This is a genomic window from Haloarcula rara, from assembly GCF_029338235.1.
In the GTDB taxonomy this organism is placed as follows: domain Archaea; phylum Halobacteriota; class Halobacteria; order Halobacteriales; family Haloarculaceae; genus Haloarcula; species Haloarcula rara.
On record NZ_CP119785.1, the window covers coordinates 104,359 to 118,744 of the forward strand.

The 14,386-nt window shown below is 65.0% G+C and carries 14 protein-coding genes; 7 read left to right on the forward strand and 7 right to left on the reverse strand.

Features of this window, described 5'->3' with window-relative positions:
* Positions 1–47: 47 nt before the first annotated feature.
* The 3 genes from P1K32_RS00605 to P1K32_RS00615 all read right to left on the reverse strand — a co-directional run bounded on the left by P1K32_RS00605 (position 48) and on the right by P1K32_RS00615 (position 2,470).
* On the reverse strand, positions 48–431 hold the full coding sequence (locus tag P1K32_RS00605) for a Zn-ribbon domain-containing OB-fold protein (protein ID WP_276250795.1): 384 nt from the start codon (positions 429–431) through the stop codon (positions 48–50).
* Entirely contained in the window at positions 428–1,579 is a 1,152-nt protein-coding gene (locus P1K32_RS00610; RefSeq protein ID WP_276250796.1) for a thiolase family protein, read from the reverse strand. Before P1K32_RS00610 ends, P1K32_RS00605 begins: the two co-directional genes overlap by 4 nt.
* A gap of 63 nt (positions 1,580–1,642) precedes the next feature.
* Positions 1,643–2,470: a DUF7551 domain-containing protein gene (locus P1K32_RS00615; RefSeq protein ID WP_276250797.1), complete on the reverse strand. Its 828-nt coding sequence runs from the start codon at positions 2,468–2,470 to the stop codon at positions 1,643–1,645.
* A gap of 160 nt (positions 2,471–2,630) precedes the next feature.
* Between P1K32_RS00615 and P1K32_RS00620 the strand changes: the two genes are divergently transcribed.
* Positions 2,631–2,813 carry a DUF7836 family putative zinc-binding protein gene (locus P1K32_RS00620; protein ID WP_276250798.1) on the forward strand — a complete coding sequence of 61 codons (183 nt, stop codon included), beginning with the start codon at positions 2,631–2,633 and terminating at the stop codon, positions 2,811–2,813.
* Between the two features lie 47 nt (positions 2,814–2,860).
* Here the strand turns inward: P1K32_RS00620 and P1K32_RS00625 are convergent, their stop codons facing one another.
* From P1K32_RS00625 to P1K32_RS00640, 4 genes are all read right to left on the reverse strand, one after another.
* On the reverse strand, positions 2,861–3,751 hold the full coding sequence (locus P1K32_RS00625; protein ID WP_276250799.1) for a DUF7847 domain-containing protein: 891 nt from the start codon (positions 3,749–3,751) through the stop codon (positions 2,861–2,863).
* 67 nt (positions 3,752–3,818) lie between these two features.
* Positions 3,819–4,136, reverse strand: a complete 318-nt coding sequence (locus P1K32_RS00630) for a DUF8022 family protein (RefSeq protein WP_276250800.1) — start codon at positions 4,134–4,136, stop codon at positions 3,819–3,821.
* On the reverse strand, positions 4,136–5,707 hold the full coding sequence (locus P1K32_RS00635; RefSeq protein ID WP_276250801.1) for an acyl-CoA carboxylase subunit beta: 1,572 nt from the start codon (positions 5,705–5,707) through the stop codon (positions 4,136–4,138). The genes P1K32_RS00630 and P1K32_RS00635 overlap by 1 nt, the downstream gene beginning before the upstream one ends.
* A 1-nt stretch (position 5,708) precedes the next feature.
* Positions 5,709–6,452 (reverse strand): beta-ketoacyl-ACP reductase, encoded by a 744-nt coding sequence (locus tag P1K32_RS00640; RefSeq protein WP_276250802.1) that lies wholly within the window; start codon positions 6,450–6,452, stop codon positions 5,709–5,711.
* A gap of 249 nt (positions 6,453–6,701) precedes the next feature.
* On the opposite strand from P1K32_RS00640, the gene P1K32_RS00645 reads away from it, so the two are divergent.
* The 6 genes from P1K32_RS00645 to P1K32_RS00670 are packed head-to-tail and all read left to right on the forward strand — an operon-like array spanning position 6,702 to position 14,363.
* Positions 6,702–7,877: an alpha-1 4-glucan-protein synthase gene (locus P1K32_RS00645; protein WP_276250803.1), complete on the forward strand. Its 1,176-nt coding sequence runs from the start codon at positions 6,702–6,704 to the stop codon at positions 7,875–7,877.
* A gap of 45 nt (positions 7,878–7,922) precedes the next feature.
* Positions 7,923–9,071, forward strand: a complete 1,149-nt coding sequence (locus P1K32_RS00650) for an extracellular solute-binding protein (RefSeq protein WP_276250804.1) — start codon at positions 7,923–7,925, stop codon at positions 9,069–9,071.
* Between the two features lies 1 nt (position 9,072).
* Positions 9,073–10,686: an ABC transporter permease gene (locus P1K32_RS00655; RefSeq protein WP_276250805.1), complete on the forward strand. Its 1,614-nt coding sequence runs from the start codon at positions 9,073–9,075 to the stop codon at positions 10,684–10,686.
* A gap of 1 nt (position 10,687) precedes the next feature.
* Positions 10,688–11,821: an ABC transporter ATP-binding protein gene (locus tag P1K32_RS00660; protein WP_276250806.1), complete on the forward strand. Its 1,134-nt coding sequence runs from the start codon at positions 10,688–10,690 to the stop codon at positions 11,819–11,821.
* Entirely contained in the window at positions 11,818–13,830 is a 2,013-nt protein-coding gene (locus P1K32_RS00665; protein ID WP_276250807.1) for an ArnT family glycosyltransferase, read from the forward strand. The genes P1K32_RS00660 and P1K32_RS00665 overlap by 4 nt, the downstream gene beginning before the upstream one ends.
* Entirely contained in the window at positions 13,827–14,363 is a 537-nt protein-coding gene (locus P1K32_RS00670; protein ID WP_276250808.1) for a gluconate 2-dehydrogenase subunit 3 family protein, read from the forward strand. Before P1K32_RS00665 ends, P1K32_RS00670 begins: the two co-directional genes overlap by 4 nt.
* Positions 14,364–14,386: the final 23 nt, after the last annotated feature.

The window sequence follows — 14,386 nt, forward strand, 5'->3', positions numbered from 1 at the left end:
CGAGGACCGAGTTAGATGAGGGCAGCGGTCACTGGCCGACCAGAGACTCAAACCGGGTCCCAGCGGTAGCCGTCCCAGTCCTGACTCTCCGGATTCGCGCTCTTGAGTCCCACGTCGGGGTCGCGCAGTTCCTCGACGTACACCGGTTCGACGACGTCGCCGGTCTCGACGTCCTCGGTCGTCACCTGACCCAGCGCCCGGACGAACGTGTCTTCGAGGTCCAGATGCGAGATGTCGAACTCGACGATTGCCATGGTGTTGGGTTCCCGGACACCCGGGGGCGTCGCGGTCGATTTCGTCCACGTGACGACCTCAGCCCGTTCCTCTGAGAGGTCCGTGGTCTCCTCTTGCTCTTGCCCACAGTCCGGACAGCGCGGATGCGTAGGGTACGATACGTGACCGTTCGGACAGATACCGGCTTCCAGCGTCATTTGCCTGCCTCCATGATAGTGGTGATGACACAGTTCCCAAAGCCGCCGACGTTACACGCCAGGGCGGTCTCGGCCTCGACCTGTCGCGGCCCGGCCTCGCCGACGAGCTGTTCGTATATTTCGACGCCCTGAGCGACACCGCTTGCGCCCAGCGGGTGTCCCTTTGATTTGAGTCCGCCCGAGGTGTTGATGGGCAGGTCGCCGTCCTTCTGAGTCGTGCCGTCCATCGCGAGCTCCCAGGCCGTGCCCTGGTCGGCGACGCCGATACCCTCCAGCTGGAGGAACTCGAGGATGGTGAACATATCGTGCAGTTCCGCGACGTCGAGGTCGTCGGGACCGATCCCGGCCATCTCGTAGGCCTCATCGCTGGACTCGACGACCCCGCGCATAATCGTCGGGTCGTCGCGCTCGTGGACGACGTGGGTGTCGGTGGCCCCGCCGATGCCGGAGACGACGGCGTACTCGTCGGTGAGCTCCTTTGCGCGTTCCTCCGTGGTGAACATCATCGCGGCGCTGCCGTCCGTGATTGGACAGAAGTCATAGAGACGCAGCGGGTCAGCGATGATGGGCGATTCCAGCGCTTTCTCCGTCGTGATCTCCTTCTGGAACTGCGCGTTGGGGTTGTCGACGCCGTTCTTGTGGTTCTTGACCGCGACGCGGGCCAGCGACTCCCGCGGGGCGTCGAAGCGCTCCAGATAGTGCCGGGCGGTCAGCCCGGCGAAGGAGGGGAGGGTAATACCGTGTTTGTACTCGGCCGGATGCGTGATGGAGGCGATGATATCCGTCGCCTGGCCGGTGGTCTTGTGGGTCATCTTCTCGCCGCCGACGAGCAGGGTCATCTCGCTAGCCCCTGAGGCGACCGACTGCCAGGCCTCGTAGATGCCCGCCCCGCCCGACGAGGAGGTCTGGTCGACCCGTTCGCTGTACGCCGGCAGGACCCCGAGGTCGTGGGCCAGCAGGTTCATCACGCCCGTCTGGCCCTCGAACTCGCCACTTGCCATGTTGGAGACGTACAGGTGCTCTACCTCGTTCGGGCTGACGCCGGCATCGTCCAGACACTCCTCGCCCGCCTGCGAGAGGAGCTCTTGGAGCCAAGCGTCGCGCTGCCCGAACTTCGTCATCGACGCGCCGATTACTGCGACTCCCATATGTCGGTCGTCTCAGGGGTGTCGTGTATTCGTTACGGTCCACCAGTTCCCCCGAGGGAAATTTTAACCAGTTGATTCAGCGACAGAAAGGGCGGCAGCGGGCGCATCACCCGTCGTGGTGACGCGGAACGCCCACCCGCTCGCTGTCCGGGTCGCGTCCGTGATGTGCGGCGCCACCGCAGTCCGGCGGAGCAACTCGACGACGACGGGCAAGACCGGGCAGCGGTCGGTCGAGAGCGACGGCCGATACCCGTCGAGTCTGACACGCAGGACGCGCCGACCCGGGCCGCCTGGTGTCGATTTGAGGACGTAATCCGCCAGCAGTCCGGTGGTCCGGAGCGTCTGGAGCGCGTCGGCGAGGGGGTCCTCGTCTCCGTCTCGTGTCGGCAGGCGATCCGCCGTCGCCAGCAGGACCGAGGCCTGTTCGGTGGTGGACAACTGGGCATCGAGGGCCTCGGCGGCGCGTTCCAGCATCGTCAGGCAGAGCCGTTCCCGGTCGCTCGTGCGCTCTACCGCCTCGAGATACGCGTCCATGACCGTCCGCTCGACCGGTCCGTGCCGGTCCGATAGCGTCTCGAACAGCGCCCCGACGACGGCGTGGCAGTATTCGGGGACCGTCCGTGGTGGTGCAGGGCTCGTGGCACCCAGCGTCGTCGCCTCCGTGACAACGAGGTCGTGGACGGTGACGCGCGGGTCGTACCGGCGGAGCGCACGCCGGTACGCCGAGGCGACGGTCGCCGCCTCGGCCGCCATCGCCCGGTCCGGGAACTGTAGCCCGGTCACCGGGAACGGCCCGTCACCTGTCTTGGCGCTGACGACCCGGAACGGTCCGACGGCGACAGAGAGGTCCTCCAGGCGGGCTCTGATGTCCGATAGGGTGCGGCCGACCATTGTCACACCGCCGTGAGCTCACTCGCCATCGCCCGTCGTCTCATACTCGTTTTAGGCCGGCCTAATACAGAAAACCTTCCTATTTTTAGACAAGCCTAATCAGAGGTTGCTAATGCGGGTCGACACAAGACATATAATTGTTCCATTGTCACACAGAGACATGCAGGAGGCCTGGCTCCAACTGCGCTGTCCCGATTGTACCAAACACTGGGAAGCGACGCCGACGGACCTCCCCAGCCCAGAGACACAGTTTACCTGTGACGGCTGCGGTGCGGAGCGGCCGCTCGCTGAGTTCATGAAGACCGCCCGCGACCTCGAACTACTGCGGGAGTTCCACGCGTAGCCCGTATAGACGGGTTGCTGTAGCGGAAATCACCGCGACACTACGTCTCAGTCCCAGTGTGACGGGCGATGGTTGTCGTAGAACGACACCGAGAACGCCGTCCTGAACGGGGTCATTATAACGGTCGTGAGGAACGAGTACGCGACAATACCCCCGATCACCATCGGCCCAAACCCGGTCTCACCCGTCGTCCCGGTCGTACTGGAGATACCGCTGGCACCGGCAGTGCTTGCACCAGGGGCTCCTGGACCAGCGGCACTGGCGCCGCTAAACGGACCCAGGCCGAGGAACGCGGCCACGGCGAGGAGGATTCCCGGCGATAGGAGCAACAGGGACAGCAGGAGGTTCACTATACCAAAACCCAGCGTCTGGATGATATTGCGTTTCACGAGCCCGACGCTACGACGGTAGCCCCCCACGGCACCGACGTTGTCGACGACGATGGCCGGGGCGTAAAACTGCAGGAAAAACTGGACAAGCAGGTAGACGAGCACCAATCCGGCAACGGCTACGACAAATGTGACGCCGAAGGCGGCTATTCCGGAGTCTGAACTCGTTGTTGTGATTCCGATCCCGAGGACGAAAACCAACGCAAGCAACACGAAAAACGATACGATGCCGAAGATGATGCCGAGGGCGACCTGAATCAGGTTCGCGCCCAGCAAGGAGAGATACTTGGATTTCCCTATTTTGACGAACGTCCCGATACCCGTAGACCTGACTCGCCCCTCGTACACCATCCCCAGCAGTCCGGCGAGGACGAATGGCGTGATGAAGAAGGTGAGTGCCTGAAGTGCTTGCGGAAGCAGCGGGATTTCCATCAGCGAGAGCGCCGTCTGCGGGAGGAGGATGACCGCGTACACCAGCCCCGCCAGGAACACCACGGGGTTACGTTTCAATACGCCGAACGACTCCGTCAACGAGCGGATTGTTGCCATAGCCGTTGCTATCTGAAATATTATCCAAAAGAGTGTTGAATTAAATCGGGTAGTCAGGGTCCGACAGTCAGTACCGCGCCCGCGCGGCCGCCTTCCACTCCTCGCCTCGTTCGACGTTGCGGGGCCGGCGCTTCTTGCCGAACCGGCCCAGCCGGCCGGCCATCGTCCACTCGTCGACGTAGTCGGGTGAGTCGCTCGCGGCCGCTGCCGCCGCGGCGGCGCGCTGTCGGTCGGTGATGTGTGCGCTGACCGCCACCGAGATAGCCGCTGCCTCTGCTTCGGTCGCATCGTCCGGAATCGACACCGTGAGGTTCGTCTCGGCGGCAGTTTCTTCCACCGTCTCCCCCGTGTCGGTCCCGTCTTCGGGCGTTTCAAGTGATGACATTACAGTGGGATGTTGCCGTGGTCTTTCGGCGGGCTGTCCTCGCGCTTGCGGGAAAGCAGGTCCAGGTCGTCGATGAGCCGCTTGCGCGTGTCCTTCGGTTCGATGACGTCGTCGAGGTAGCCCCGTTTTGCGGGGCCGTAGGGGTGGGCGAACTCCTCGCGGAAGTCGTCCATCAGCTCCTGCCGTTTGGCGTCGGGGTCGTCGGCGTCGGCGATCTCGTTTCGGTAGAGGATGTTGACGGCCCCCCGCGGACCCAGCACGGCCATCTCCGAGCCAGGCCAGGCGTAGTTGACGTCGCTGCCCAGGAACTTCGAAGACATGACGATGTAGGCGCCACCGTACGCTTTCCGGACCACCACCGAGAGCAACGGCACCGTGGCCTCGGCGTAGGCGTAGATGAGCTTCGCGCCCCGGCGGATGATGCCGTTGTGCTCCTGGTCGGTGCCGGGCATGAAGCCGGGCACGTCCACGAACGTGAGGATTGGGATGTTAAAGGAGTCACAGAAGCGGACGAACCGAGCGGCCTTCTCGGCGGCGTCGATGTCCAGTGTCCCCGCGCTCACGCGGGGCTGGTTCGCGACCACGCCCACGCTCTGTCCGTCCATCCGGGCGAAGCCGGTGATGACGTTGCGCGCCCAGTTCTTGTGCACCTCGAAGAACGACTCCTCGTCGACGATGCGGCCGACGACCTTCGACATATCGTAGGGTTTGCGCGGCGCCGACGGGACGATATCCGTTACCTCCGGCACTTCCCTGTCCGGTTCGTCCCACGGCTTGACTCGCGGGGGGTCCTCCATGTTGTTCTGGGGCAGATAGGAGAGCAGGCGGCGGATGTTCTCCAGGGCCTCCTCCTCGGAGGGATAGGAGAAGTGGGCAACGCCCGACTTCGTGGAGTGCGAGCTGGCCCCGCCGAGTTCCTCCTTCGAGACCTGCTCGCCCGTGACCGTCTCGATGACGTTCGGCCCGGTGATGAACATGTGGCTGGTGTCCTGCACCATGAACGTGAAGTCCGTCAGCGCGGGCGAGTACGTCGCACCGCCGGCACAGGGCCCCATGATGGCCGAAATCTGTGGGATGAGTCCGCTGGCTTTCGTGTTGCGCTCGAATATCTTGGCGAAGCCGACCAGCGAGTCGACGCCCTCCTGGATGCGGGCCCCGCCGGAGTCGTTCAGCCCGATGACGGGAACGCCGTTCTCGATGGCCTTGTCCATCACCTTGCATATCTTGTCGGCGACGACCTCGCCCACGGAGCCGCCGAGGACGGTGAAGTCGTGGGCGAAGAGGAACACCTTGCGGCCGTCGACCTCGCCGTAGCCGGTGACGACGGCGTCCCCTGGGAACTTCTTGTCCTCCATCCCGAAGTTCGTCGAGCGGTGCTCGACGAAGGGGTCGACTTCGGTGAAGGAGTCCTCGTCGACGAGGAAGTCGATGCGCTCGCGGGCCGTCATCTTCCCTTTCTCGTGCTGGGACTCGATGCGGGACTCGCCCCCGCCGAGTTCGGCCTCGCGGCGCTTCGCCCGGAGCTCTTCTATCGGGTCGTCGGGCGTCTCGTCTTCTTCCTGTTTGCTCATCTTACCACTCCATCCCGCCGTTGACGCCGAGCACCTGTCCGGTCATGTAGCTCGATTCCTCGCTGGCGACGAAGCGGACGATGCCCGCGATGTCCTGGACCGTGGCAAAGCGGTCCAGCGGGATATTCCGGAGTATCTTCTCCTGGACCCGCTCGGGCACCTCCTCCAGCATATCCGTCTCGACGAAGCCCGGCGCCACGCAGTTCGCTGTCGCGCCCGTGTGTGCGAGTTCGAGTGCGAGCGTTCGGGTGAAGCCGAACAGCCCCGACTTGGTGGTCGCGTAGTTGGCCTGCCCGATGTTGCCCTGCTGACCCACGACACTGGAGATGTTGATGAGGCGCCCGTGGTCCGCGCGCTTGAGGTCCTCGTAGAAGGCGTCGGTGCAGTTGAACACGCCGCCGAGGTTGACGTTCATCACTGTGTCCCAGTCTTCCCGGGTCATGTTCTCGAACTTCTTGTCGATGGTGATGCCCGCGTTGTTGACGAGGACGTCGACGTTGCCGAACTCGTCGTTGACCGCCTCGCGCATCGCCTGTACCTCCTCGCCTTTGGCCACGTCGGCCTGTGCGGCCATGGCGTCGCCACCGCTCTCGCGAATCTCCGCTACTACCGCCTGGGCCTCCGCCTCCGAGGAGCGGTAGTTGACCACGACGTTGGCCCCGTGGTCGCCGAGGTCGGTCGCGATGCCGCGACCGATGCCTCGAGAGGAGCCAGTGACCACGCAGGTCTGGTTTTCGAGGTTCATCCCGTAGGACGACCCCCGTCGATTCCTGTAGTCATTGCTCGACTAGTGACCCAAAGCACAGCCAGATAATAGTTCGCCTTAAACGAGGGTAAACACCGACACGAGAATATTATCACCGCGCTATCCTTTCACAAACGAGTGTGTGTGATTACTCACGTAGGAAATTGGTTGGGATATTCAACCAGGCCCCAGATTGTTTGGCCAGCCTAAAACAGAACGCTTTTTAGGCATGCCTAAAGACTTCGCACCATGACAGAGCAGGACATCTGCGTGATGGTTCCGACGATACGGAACCCCGAGTGTATGCGCGAATACTTCCAAAACGCCCGCGAGCACGGGTTCAACCTGGATAGGTTGTTCGTGGTCCTCATCACCGAGGACTTCTGTGACAGCGAGTCCATGCAGGCGATACTCGACGAGGAGGGCGTCGACGGGACGGTCTTCGACGGCGAAGCGCGAGCGGAGTGGTACGACGAGCAGGGCATTTCGGAGTTCTCGCATCTCGTTCCCGCAGCGAGTCACGCCCAGACCTCCTTCGGCCTGCTGTATCTCTGGGCCCACGACTACGACTACGGCGTCTTCATCGACGACGACACCGCGCCCCACGAGGCCGTCGACTTCTTCGGCACCCACATGGATAACCTCGCCTTCGAGGGCGAAATCGAGCGGGTCCAGTCCGACGAGAACTGGGTGAACGTCCTCTACCAGAACGAGGACAACCACGGCCTCTACCCGCGTGGCTACCCCTACGCGGCGATGGACGAGACCGTCGAGACCGACACCGCCGACGTCGAGCGCGTCGTCGCCTCGCAGGGCCTCTGGACGAACGTCCCGGACCTGGACGCCGTCCGTATCCTGATGGACGGCGACTTGGAGGGCCAGGCCCAGACCCGCACCTCGGCGGCGGACTTCGACGGCGACTTCGTCGCCGCCGACGGGCACTACCTCACCGTCTGCTCGATGAACCTGGCCTTCCGTCGGGAGGTCGTCCCCGCGTTCTACCAGCTCCCGATGGACGACAACGAGTGGGGCGTGGGCCGGTTCGACGACATCTGGTCGGGCCTGTTCCTCAAACGCGCCTGCGACGTGCTGGGCGGGAAGATATACAACGGCGACCCGCTGTGTGAGCACAACAAGGCCCCGCGGTCGACGTTTTCGGACCTCACGAACGAGGTTCACGGGCTCGAACTCAACGAACACGTCTGGGAAGAGGTCGACGCCGTGGGCGACGACGCCGACTCCTACCGCGAGGTCTTCCAGGCGATGGCCGACCGGCTCGCCGAAGGGGACTACGAGGACTGGGAGAACGGCGCCTTCCTCAACCACTGCGGCGAGTACATGCGCGACTGGCTCGACTGCCTGACCGCGCTGGAGACAGCGACCCCAGAAGCCCCCGAGCCGGCACCCCCGGCGGCCGACGACTAGAAAACGCAAACCATTTAGGCAAACCTAAAACATACTCAACCAACCATGACTGACTCAAACCACGGTTCCTCCCGACGACGGTTCCTCGCATTGGGCGGGGCGACCGCTGCCGGCTCGCTCGCCGGCTGTTTCGGCCTGTTCAGCGACGACAGCAACCAGGTGGGCGTCTCGCTCTCGGACTTCCGGGGCTCGGGCCCGCTGGTCGAATCCCGCGGTGAACCGGGCGGAACTTCCATCGAGGACCTCCCGCCGCTCGAAGGAGAAATCACCGTCTATCTTGGCGGTGGCGAGGGCGGTCTCTACGTCGACCTCTTCGACCTGTTCGAGCAGGCCTACGACGACTTCTCCGTGAACCACCGACTCGATGCCTCGTCCAGCCTCGCAAACCAGATAATCGAGGAGAACGACGCCGGCGCGACGCAGGCCGACGTGTTCATGTCCGTCGACGCTGGCTCGCTCGGCGCCGTCGCCAAAGCCGGCGCGACCCAGTCCCTGCCCAGCGAGGCACTGGACGCGGTTCCCGGGAGCTTCCAGGACGGCGACGGCCGCTGGGTCGGCTTCGCCGGCCGCGCCCGAGCGATTCCGTACAACTCGGACCAGCTCTCCGAGTCCGATATCCCAGATAAGGTAAGCGAGTTCCCGGACACCGGGGCGCTGGAGGGGACGATGGGATGGGCACCCACCTACGGTGCCTTCCAGTCCTTTATTACCGCGATGCGGCTCAACAGGGACGACGACGCCGCCCGCTCGTGGCTGGAATCGATGCAGGACCACGGCGTCACCGAGTACGACAACGAGTTCGCCGTCTCGAACAACACCGCGGACGGCGAACTGGCCGCCGGCTTTGCGAACCACTACTACGCACTGCGGGTCCGCTCTGGTCGTTCGAACGCCCCCCTCGACCTGTACTTCACCGAGGGTGACGCGGGCGCGCTGGTCAACGTCTCTGGCATGTCGATTCTCGACGGGACCCAGAAGGCCGAACTCGCCGAGAACCTCGCCCGGCACGTCCTCTCAGCGGAAGCACAGGAGTTCTTCGCCACCCGGACGTTCGCCTATCCGATGATATCGGGTGTGTCGCCGGTCGGAGACCTCCCCTCTATCGACGACCTGAATCCGCCGGATATCGACCTCACAGAACTCGCTGACGTGCAGGGGACAGTCGACCTGATGGAAGAGGCCGGCGTCCTCTGAAATGGGCGCAAGCGACCGCTGGGACCGAATTCGGAGGATAGCGAGTGTCGCAGACCGCGACGCCGACGAGCCGACGGTCCTGGCCGTCGTCGTGTTGGCCATTTCGCTCCTCTTGCTCTCACCAGTCGCCTGGGTGCTCATTCACGCAGGCGAGATGGAGACCGGCCGGATAATCGACCTGCTCGCACGTGAGACCACGACGGCGGTGACGGTCAACACGCTCGTCCTCGTTGCTGCCGTCACTGCGCTGTCAGTCGCAATCGGCGTCCCGCTAGCGCTGCTTACGGTCCAGACTGACCTCCCGTTCAAGCGGTTCTGGACCGTCACCGCCGCGCTCCCGCTCGTGGTGCCCAGTTACATCGGCGCGTTCGCGTTCGTCTCGGCTTTTGGCCCACGCGGCGAGCTGGCGGACCTGCTCGCGCCGCTCGGTATCGAGTCGATACCGACTATCTACGGGCTCCCTGGTGCAGTCCTCGTGTTGACGCTGTTTACCTACCCCTATGTCTTCCTGACGACGCGAGCGTCACTCATCTCTTTCGACGGGACGGTCGTCGAGGCTGCTCGCACCCTGAACGCGAGCCGCTGGGACGCGTTCAAGCGCGTCACACTCCCCCAGATTCTGCCGGGTATCGCCGCCGGCGCACTGCTGGTCGCGCTGTATACGCTCTCCGATTTCGGGACACCTGCGATCATGCGGTACGACGTGTTCACGCGCATGATTTTTATCGAAGAGCAGTCCCGGAATATCGACGCTGCCGCCGTCCTCTCACTGCTCTTGCTCGTCATGGCGATGGCCATCCTCGCCGTCGAGTCTCGCATCGGCGCCAGCCGCGACGGCGCGTACGTCTCCAGCGGGGACCGCCGGGCCGGCGAGATACAACTGGGCTACTGGAAACTGCCCGCGATGGGCTTCTGTGCTCTCATCGCCACGCTCTGTCTGGCGCTGCCAATCGGCATCCTCGGACTCTGGCTGGTCCGGTCGACAGGGGCGGCGCCGGAGGGGTTCGTCTTCGAGGCCCAGCACGTCACGAACTCGGTCACGCTCGCGGCCGGCGCGGCCGCGCTCTGTGTCGTCCTCGCGCTCCCCATCGCCTACCTCTCGGCCCGGGGCGACGGGACGCTCTCCTCGCTGCCCGAGCGGGTGTCCTACGTCGGCTACGCCGTCCCCGGCGTCGTCATCGGGCTCTCGCTCATCTACCTCTCGCTACGTTTCGTCCCGTTCCTCTATCAGAGCCTCTTCGTGCTCGTGTTCGCCTACGTCGTCCGCTTTCTCCCGCAGGCCGTCGGCACGACCGAGTCCTCGGTGCTGCAGGTCGACCCCAGCTACATCGAGGCGGCCCGCTCGCTGGGCTACGGGCCGATAACGTCGTTCCGGAAGGTCGTCCTGCCGCTGGTCGCGCCCGGTATCGCCGCCGGCGCCGCGCTCGTCTTCCTGACGACGATGAAAGAGCTGCCGGCGACGCTAATGTTACGCCCTATCGGCTTCGAGACCATCGTAACGTACATCTGGCTGGTCCGCGGAGCAGCATATCAAGGACAGGCGGCCGTCCCGGCGCTGATTCTCGTCGGCGTCTCGGGACTCTCGATGCTCATCATCCTCAGACAGGAGGCCTAACATGGGAACACAGAAACCATCACAGCGGATTTCCGAGTTCGAAACGGTAGAGACGGCGGTCGACGACCCGGAGCGGACCGTCCTCTCTATCGACGGCGTGTCGAAGGATTACGGCCGTGAGACCGCCGTCGAGGAGCTCTCCCTGTCGGTCAAGGACGGGGAGCTACTGACCCTTCTGGGGCCCTCCGGCTGTGGGAAGACGACCACGCTCCGGATGATTGCCGGGCTCGAAGAACCGTCTGCGGGCTCTATCACCATCGCCGGGGAGACAGTGACCGCCGACGCGGACGGCCCCTACAAAAAGCCCGAAGAGCGCGACGTGGGCATCGTCTTCCAGGACTACGCCCTCTTTCCGCATCTCACCGTCGGCGAGAACATCGCCTTCGGACTCGACGAACTCGAAAGCGACGAGACAGACGCCAGGGTCGCCGAGCTGCTGGAACTCGTCGATCTCGAGGCACACGAGGAGAAGATGCCCAGCCAGCTCTCGGGCGGCCAGCAACAGCGGGTCGCGCTGGCCCGGTCGCTGGCCCCCGAGCCGGACGTCCTCCTGCTCGACGAGCCGTTCTCCAACCTCGACGTCCGCCTGCGCGTCGAGATGCGCGAGGAGGTCCGACGCATCCTCAAGCGGGCCGGCGTCACCGCCATCTCCGTGACCCACGACCAGGAGGAGGCCCTCTCTATCAGCGACCGCGTCGCAATCATGAACGACGGCGACATCGCCCAGGTGGGCAACCCCGGCGAGGTGTTCGAGAACCCCGAGAGTCGCTTCGTCGCGAGCTTCCTCGGGCAGGCGAGTTTCCTCTCGGCACGGGTCACCGACAGGCTCGAGACCGGGCTGGGCAGTTTCGGTCTCGAACTACTCAACGGCCCAATCGAGGCATACGACGGCGCGATGATAGACGTGCTGGTGCGCCCGGACGACCTGCAGGCGATGCCGACCAGCGAGCCGAAAGCCGACGGCTACGTCGTCCACCGCCAGTACAACGGCCCCAACTTCATCTACCGGGTCGAGCTGCACAGCGGCGACGTGGTCCACTGTATGCACAACCACGTCGAGACGTTCGAGGCCGGCCAGCCGGTCGAGGTCGACCTCGTCGCCGACCACGAACTGGCCTGGTATCCCGCCGAATGACTCGCCTGCGGCGACCCCGTGTACAGGCGGCGCTCGTCGCGCTCCTCGGCGGGGTCGTCGTCTACACACTCGCACACGTCGTTTTTCCGTACCACACGAGCAACCACGACGAAGCGGTCTACCTCCAGCAGGCCGCGATGTTGCTTGAAGGGCAGCTCTATCTCAGACCGCCCGTCGACGGCCCGTTCCGGCCGTGGTTCTTCGTCGAGAGCGGGCAGGGTCTGTACTCGAAGTACACCCCACCGACGGCGGCGATGTTCGCCGTCGGGAAGCTGCTGGGCGGGTATCGAATCGCGCTCGGCCTCATCGCGACCGGGGCGCTGGTCGGGACCTACCACACCGTCCGGGAGGCCTTCGACGCACGGACCGGCGTCCTCGCGACGGTACTGATGCTCGCCTCCCCGCTGTTCGTCGTTGAAGCCTCGATATTCCTCTCGTACGTGCCGGCGCTGTTCTGGAATCTCACCTTCGCGGCGTCGTACCTCCACGCCGACCGGACCGGGAGCCGCCGGACCGCGACACTCGCGGGGCTGGCCGTCGGTATCGCTTTCTTCACGCGGCCGTACACGGCGGTGCTGTTTGCGACGCCGTTTATATTGCACGCGCTCTGGACGCTCCGCGAGCAGGGGCGAGCGGTCCTCGACCGGGTCGGGCTGACCGCGCTGTTCGGCCTGGTCGGCGTCGCGGTCACGCTGGGATACAACGCCGTCCTGACCGGCCACCCGACCGTCTTCCCCTACCAGGCGTTTGCGCCGCTTGACGGGCTGGGATTTGGCTACCGTGAGATTGCGGGCTATTCGCGGACCTTCACGCCACAGCTGTCGTTGCGGGCCAACGCGGAGGTGCTGTGGCTGTTCGCGACGGAGTGGGTCGTCGCCGGTCCGCTCGGGATACTCGCCGCACTGGTGGGACTCCGGACGGTCCGCAGGCGTGGATTCGACGACCGCCAGCTCGCGCTCGCCGGCGTCGGACTGAGCGTCCCCCTGGGGAACCTACTCTTCTGGGGGAACCTGAACATCCTCGGTGCGCTCGCGGACCCCTCGGACGGACTCGTCTCCTCCTTCGGGCCCTACTACCACACCGACCTGCTCGTCCCGGTCGTCGCCTTCGGCGCCGTCGGCCTGCTTGCCGCCGTCGCGTGGGCCCGCGAGACGCTGCCGAACCAAGTGAGCGCCGACCGGGCGAGGCCGGCCGTGACCGCGCTGTTGCTCGTTGGCGCGGCACTCGCTGGCAGCGTCGCCGTCGCCGCCGTCGCTGCGCCGGTCGAGGAGAACTACGACGTGACCCGGCAGTACGAACAGACCTACGAGCCCTTCGACGGCCGGGAGCTGGACGACAGCGTCGTCTTCCTCCCGCGGACCTACGGCAACTGGCTCAATCACCCGTTTCAAATGCTTCGCAACGACCCCGAGTTCGACGGCGAGACGGTGTATGCCATGCAGCGCCAGCAGTTCGCCGTCGTCGACAGCTATCCCGACCGGAGCTACTACCGCTACGTCTACCGGGGCCAGTGGGCGCCGTTCCTGGGCCAGTCGGTCGAGCCGCGGCTCCAGCGGGTCCGGGTCACGAGCGGAGAGGCTGTGACCACGGAGATAACTGCCACAGTGCCCGAAGCCGCGGAGTCGGTCACCGTCCAGATACACAACGGGACGGCAAACACCAGCGCGAACGAGTACACCACCACGCCCGACGTGACGCGACTCTCCTTGCGGCTTGACACCGATGCGAACCGGAGCCGGCTCAGCGGTGACGCCATCGAGGACAGTATCGGCGTCCCGACACCGGAGCGGGGCACTGTGACGGTCGTCGCCTTCGTGGATTACGGCGCAGACAGAGCGGTAAAGTACCGCTGGGCCCTGCCGGTAAACGAGACGGCCACGGGCGTGCGAGCACTGACGCCACGGATGGAGGTGTGCTGGTCCGAGCGGCTCTGTGGCGGGCAGGCCGCCTACGTACCCGGAAGCCACGGCGACGAAATCACACTCGACGCAGAGGTGAGACAAGGATGAAAGAACTCGACAGACGCGACGTGTTGACAGCGCTCGGCGCGGCCGGCATCACCGTCGGCGGCGGCGCGGCGCTGCTCGAATGGGCTGGCAACGACGAGGAGGGCGAGCCGCTCGTGACCGGCCACGACCGGGCCACGTTACACGCGGTCGCGAGGACCGTCTACCCCAGCGAGGTCAGCGGCGTAGCATCGTTCGTCGACGGCTATATGTCCCGGCGGTTGCGGGCCGACACGGACCGCGCCGACCGCGTCCTCGACGCGCTGTCGGAGCTGAACAGCTACGCGCTGGAGTGGGAAGACGCCAGCTTTCCCGACCTCGAGCCGGTGAAACGGGACGCGACGCTCCGGGCGATGGGCGTCGCCGAGGCCGACCCGATTCCCGACGGCGCGCCCCGGGAACGCGTGCGCTACTATCTGGTCAACGAACTGGTGTACGGGCTCTATAGCTCGCCCACCGGCGGGGAGCTCGTCGGTATCGAGAACCCGCAGGGCCACCCCGGCGGGACCGAGAGCTACCAGCAGCCGCCCGAGTGACGAATCCGTCGCCGCTGTGGCCC

Excerpts from the sequence above, each read along its gene's own strand:
- P1K32_RS00665 (WP_276250807.1), top strand. The coding sequence starts at position 11,818 with ATGACTCGCCTGCGGCGACCCCGTGTACAGGCGGCGCTCGTCGCGCTC.
- P1K32_RS00660 (WP_276250806.1), top strand. The coding sequence starts at position 10,688 with ATGGGAACACAGAAACCATCACAGCGGATTTCCGAGTTCGAAACGGTA.
- P1K32_RS00615 (WP_276250797.1), bottom strand. The coding sequence starts at position 2,470 with ATGGTCGGCCGCACCCTATCGGACATCAGAGCCCGCCTGGAGGACCTC.
- P1K32_RS00630 (WP_276250800.1), bottom strand. The coding sequence starts at position 4,136 with ATGTCATCACTTGAAACGCCCGAAGACGGGACCGACACGGGGGAGACG.
- P1K32_RS00625 (WP_276250799.1), bottom strand. The coding sequence starts at position 3,751 with ATGGCAACAATCCGCTCGTTGACGGAGTCGTTCGGCGTATTGAAACGT.
- P1K32_RS00605 (WP_276250795.1), bottom strand. The coding sequence starts at position 431 with ATGACGCTGGAAGCCGGTATCTGTCCGAACGGTCACGTATCGTACCCT.
- P1K32_RS00670 (WP_276250808.1), top strand. The coding sequence starts at position 13,827 with ATGAAAGAACTCGACAGACGCGACGTGTTGACAGCGCTCGGCGCGGCC.
- P1K32_RS00650 (WP_276250804.1), top strand. The coding sequence starts at position 7,923 with ATGACTGACTCAAACCACGGTTCCTCCCGACGACGGTTCCTCGCATTG.
- P1K32_RS00645 (WP_276250803.1), top strand. The coding sequence starts at position 6,702 with ATGACAGAGCAGGACATCTGCGTGATGGTTCCGACGATACGGAACCCC.
- P1K32_RS00620 (WP_276250798.1), top strand. The coding sequence starts at position 2,631 with ATGCAGGAGGCCTGGCTCCAACTGCGCTGTCCCGATTGTACCAAACAC.
- P1K32_RS00655 (WP_276250805.1), top strand. The coding sequence starts at position 9,073 with ATGGGCGCAAGCGACCGCTGGGACCGAATTCGGAGGATAGCGAGTGTC.
- P1K32_RS00640 (WP_276250802.1), bottom strand. The coding sequence starts at position 6,452 with ATGAACCTCGAAAACCAGACCTGCGTGGTCACTGGCTCCTCTCGAGGC.
- P1K32_RS00610 (WP_276250796.1), bottom strand. The coding sequence starts at position 1,579 with ATGGGAGTCGCAGTAATCGGCGCGTCGATGACGAAGTTCGGGCAGCGC.
- P1K32_RS00635 (WP_276250801.1), bottom strand. The coding sequence starts at position 5,707 with ATGAGCAAACAGGAAGAAGACGAGACGCCCGACGACCCGATAGAAGAG.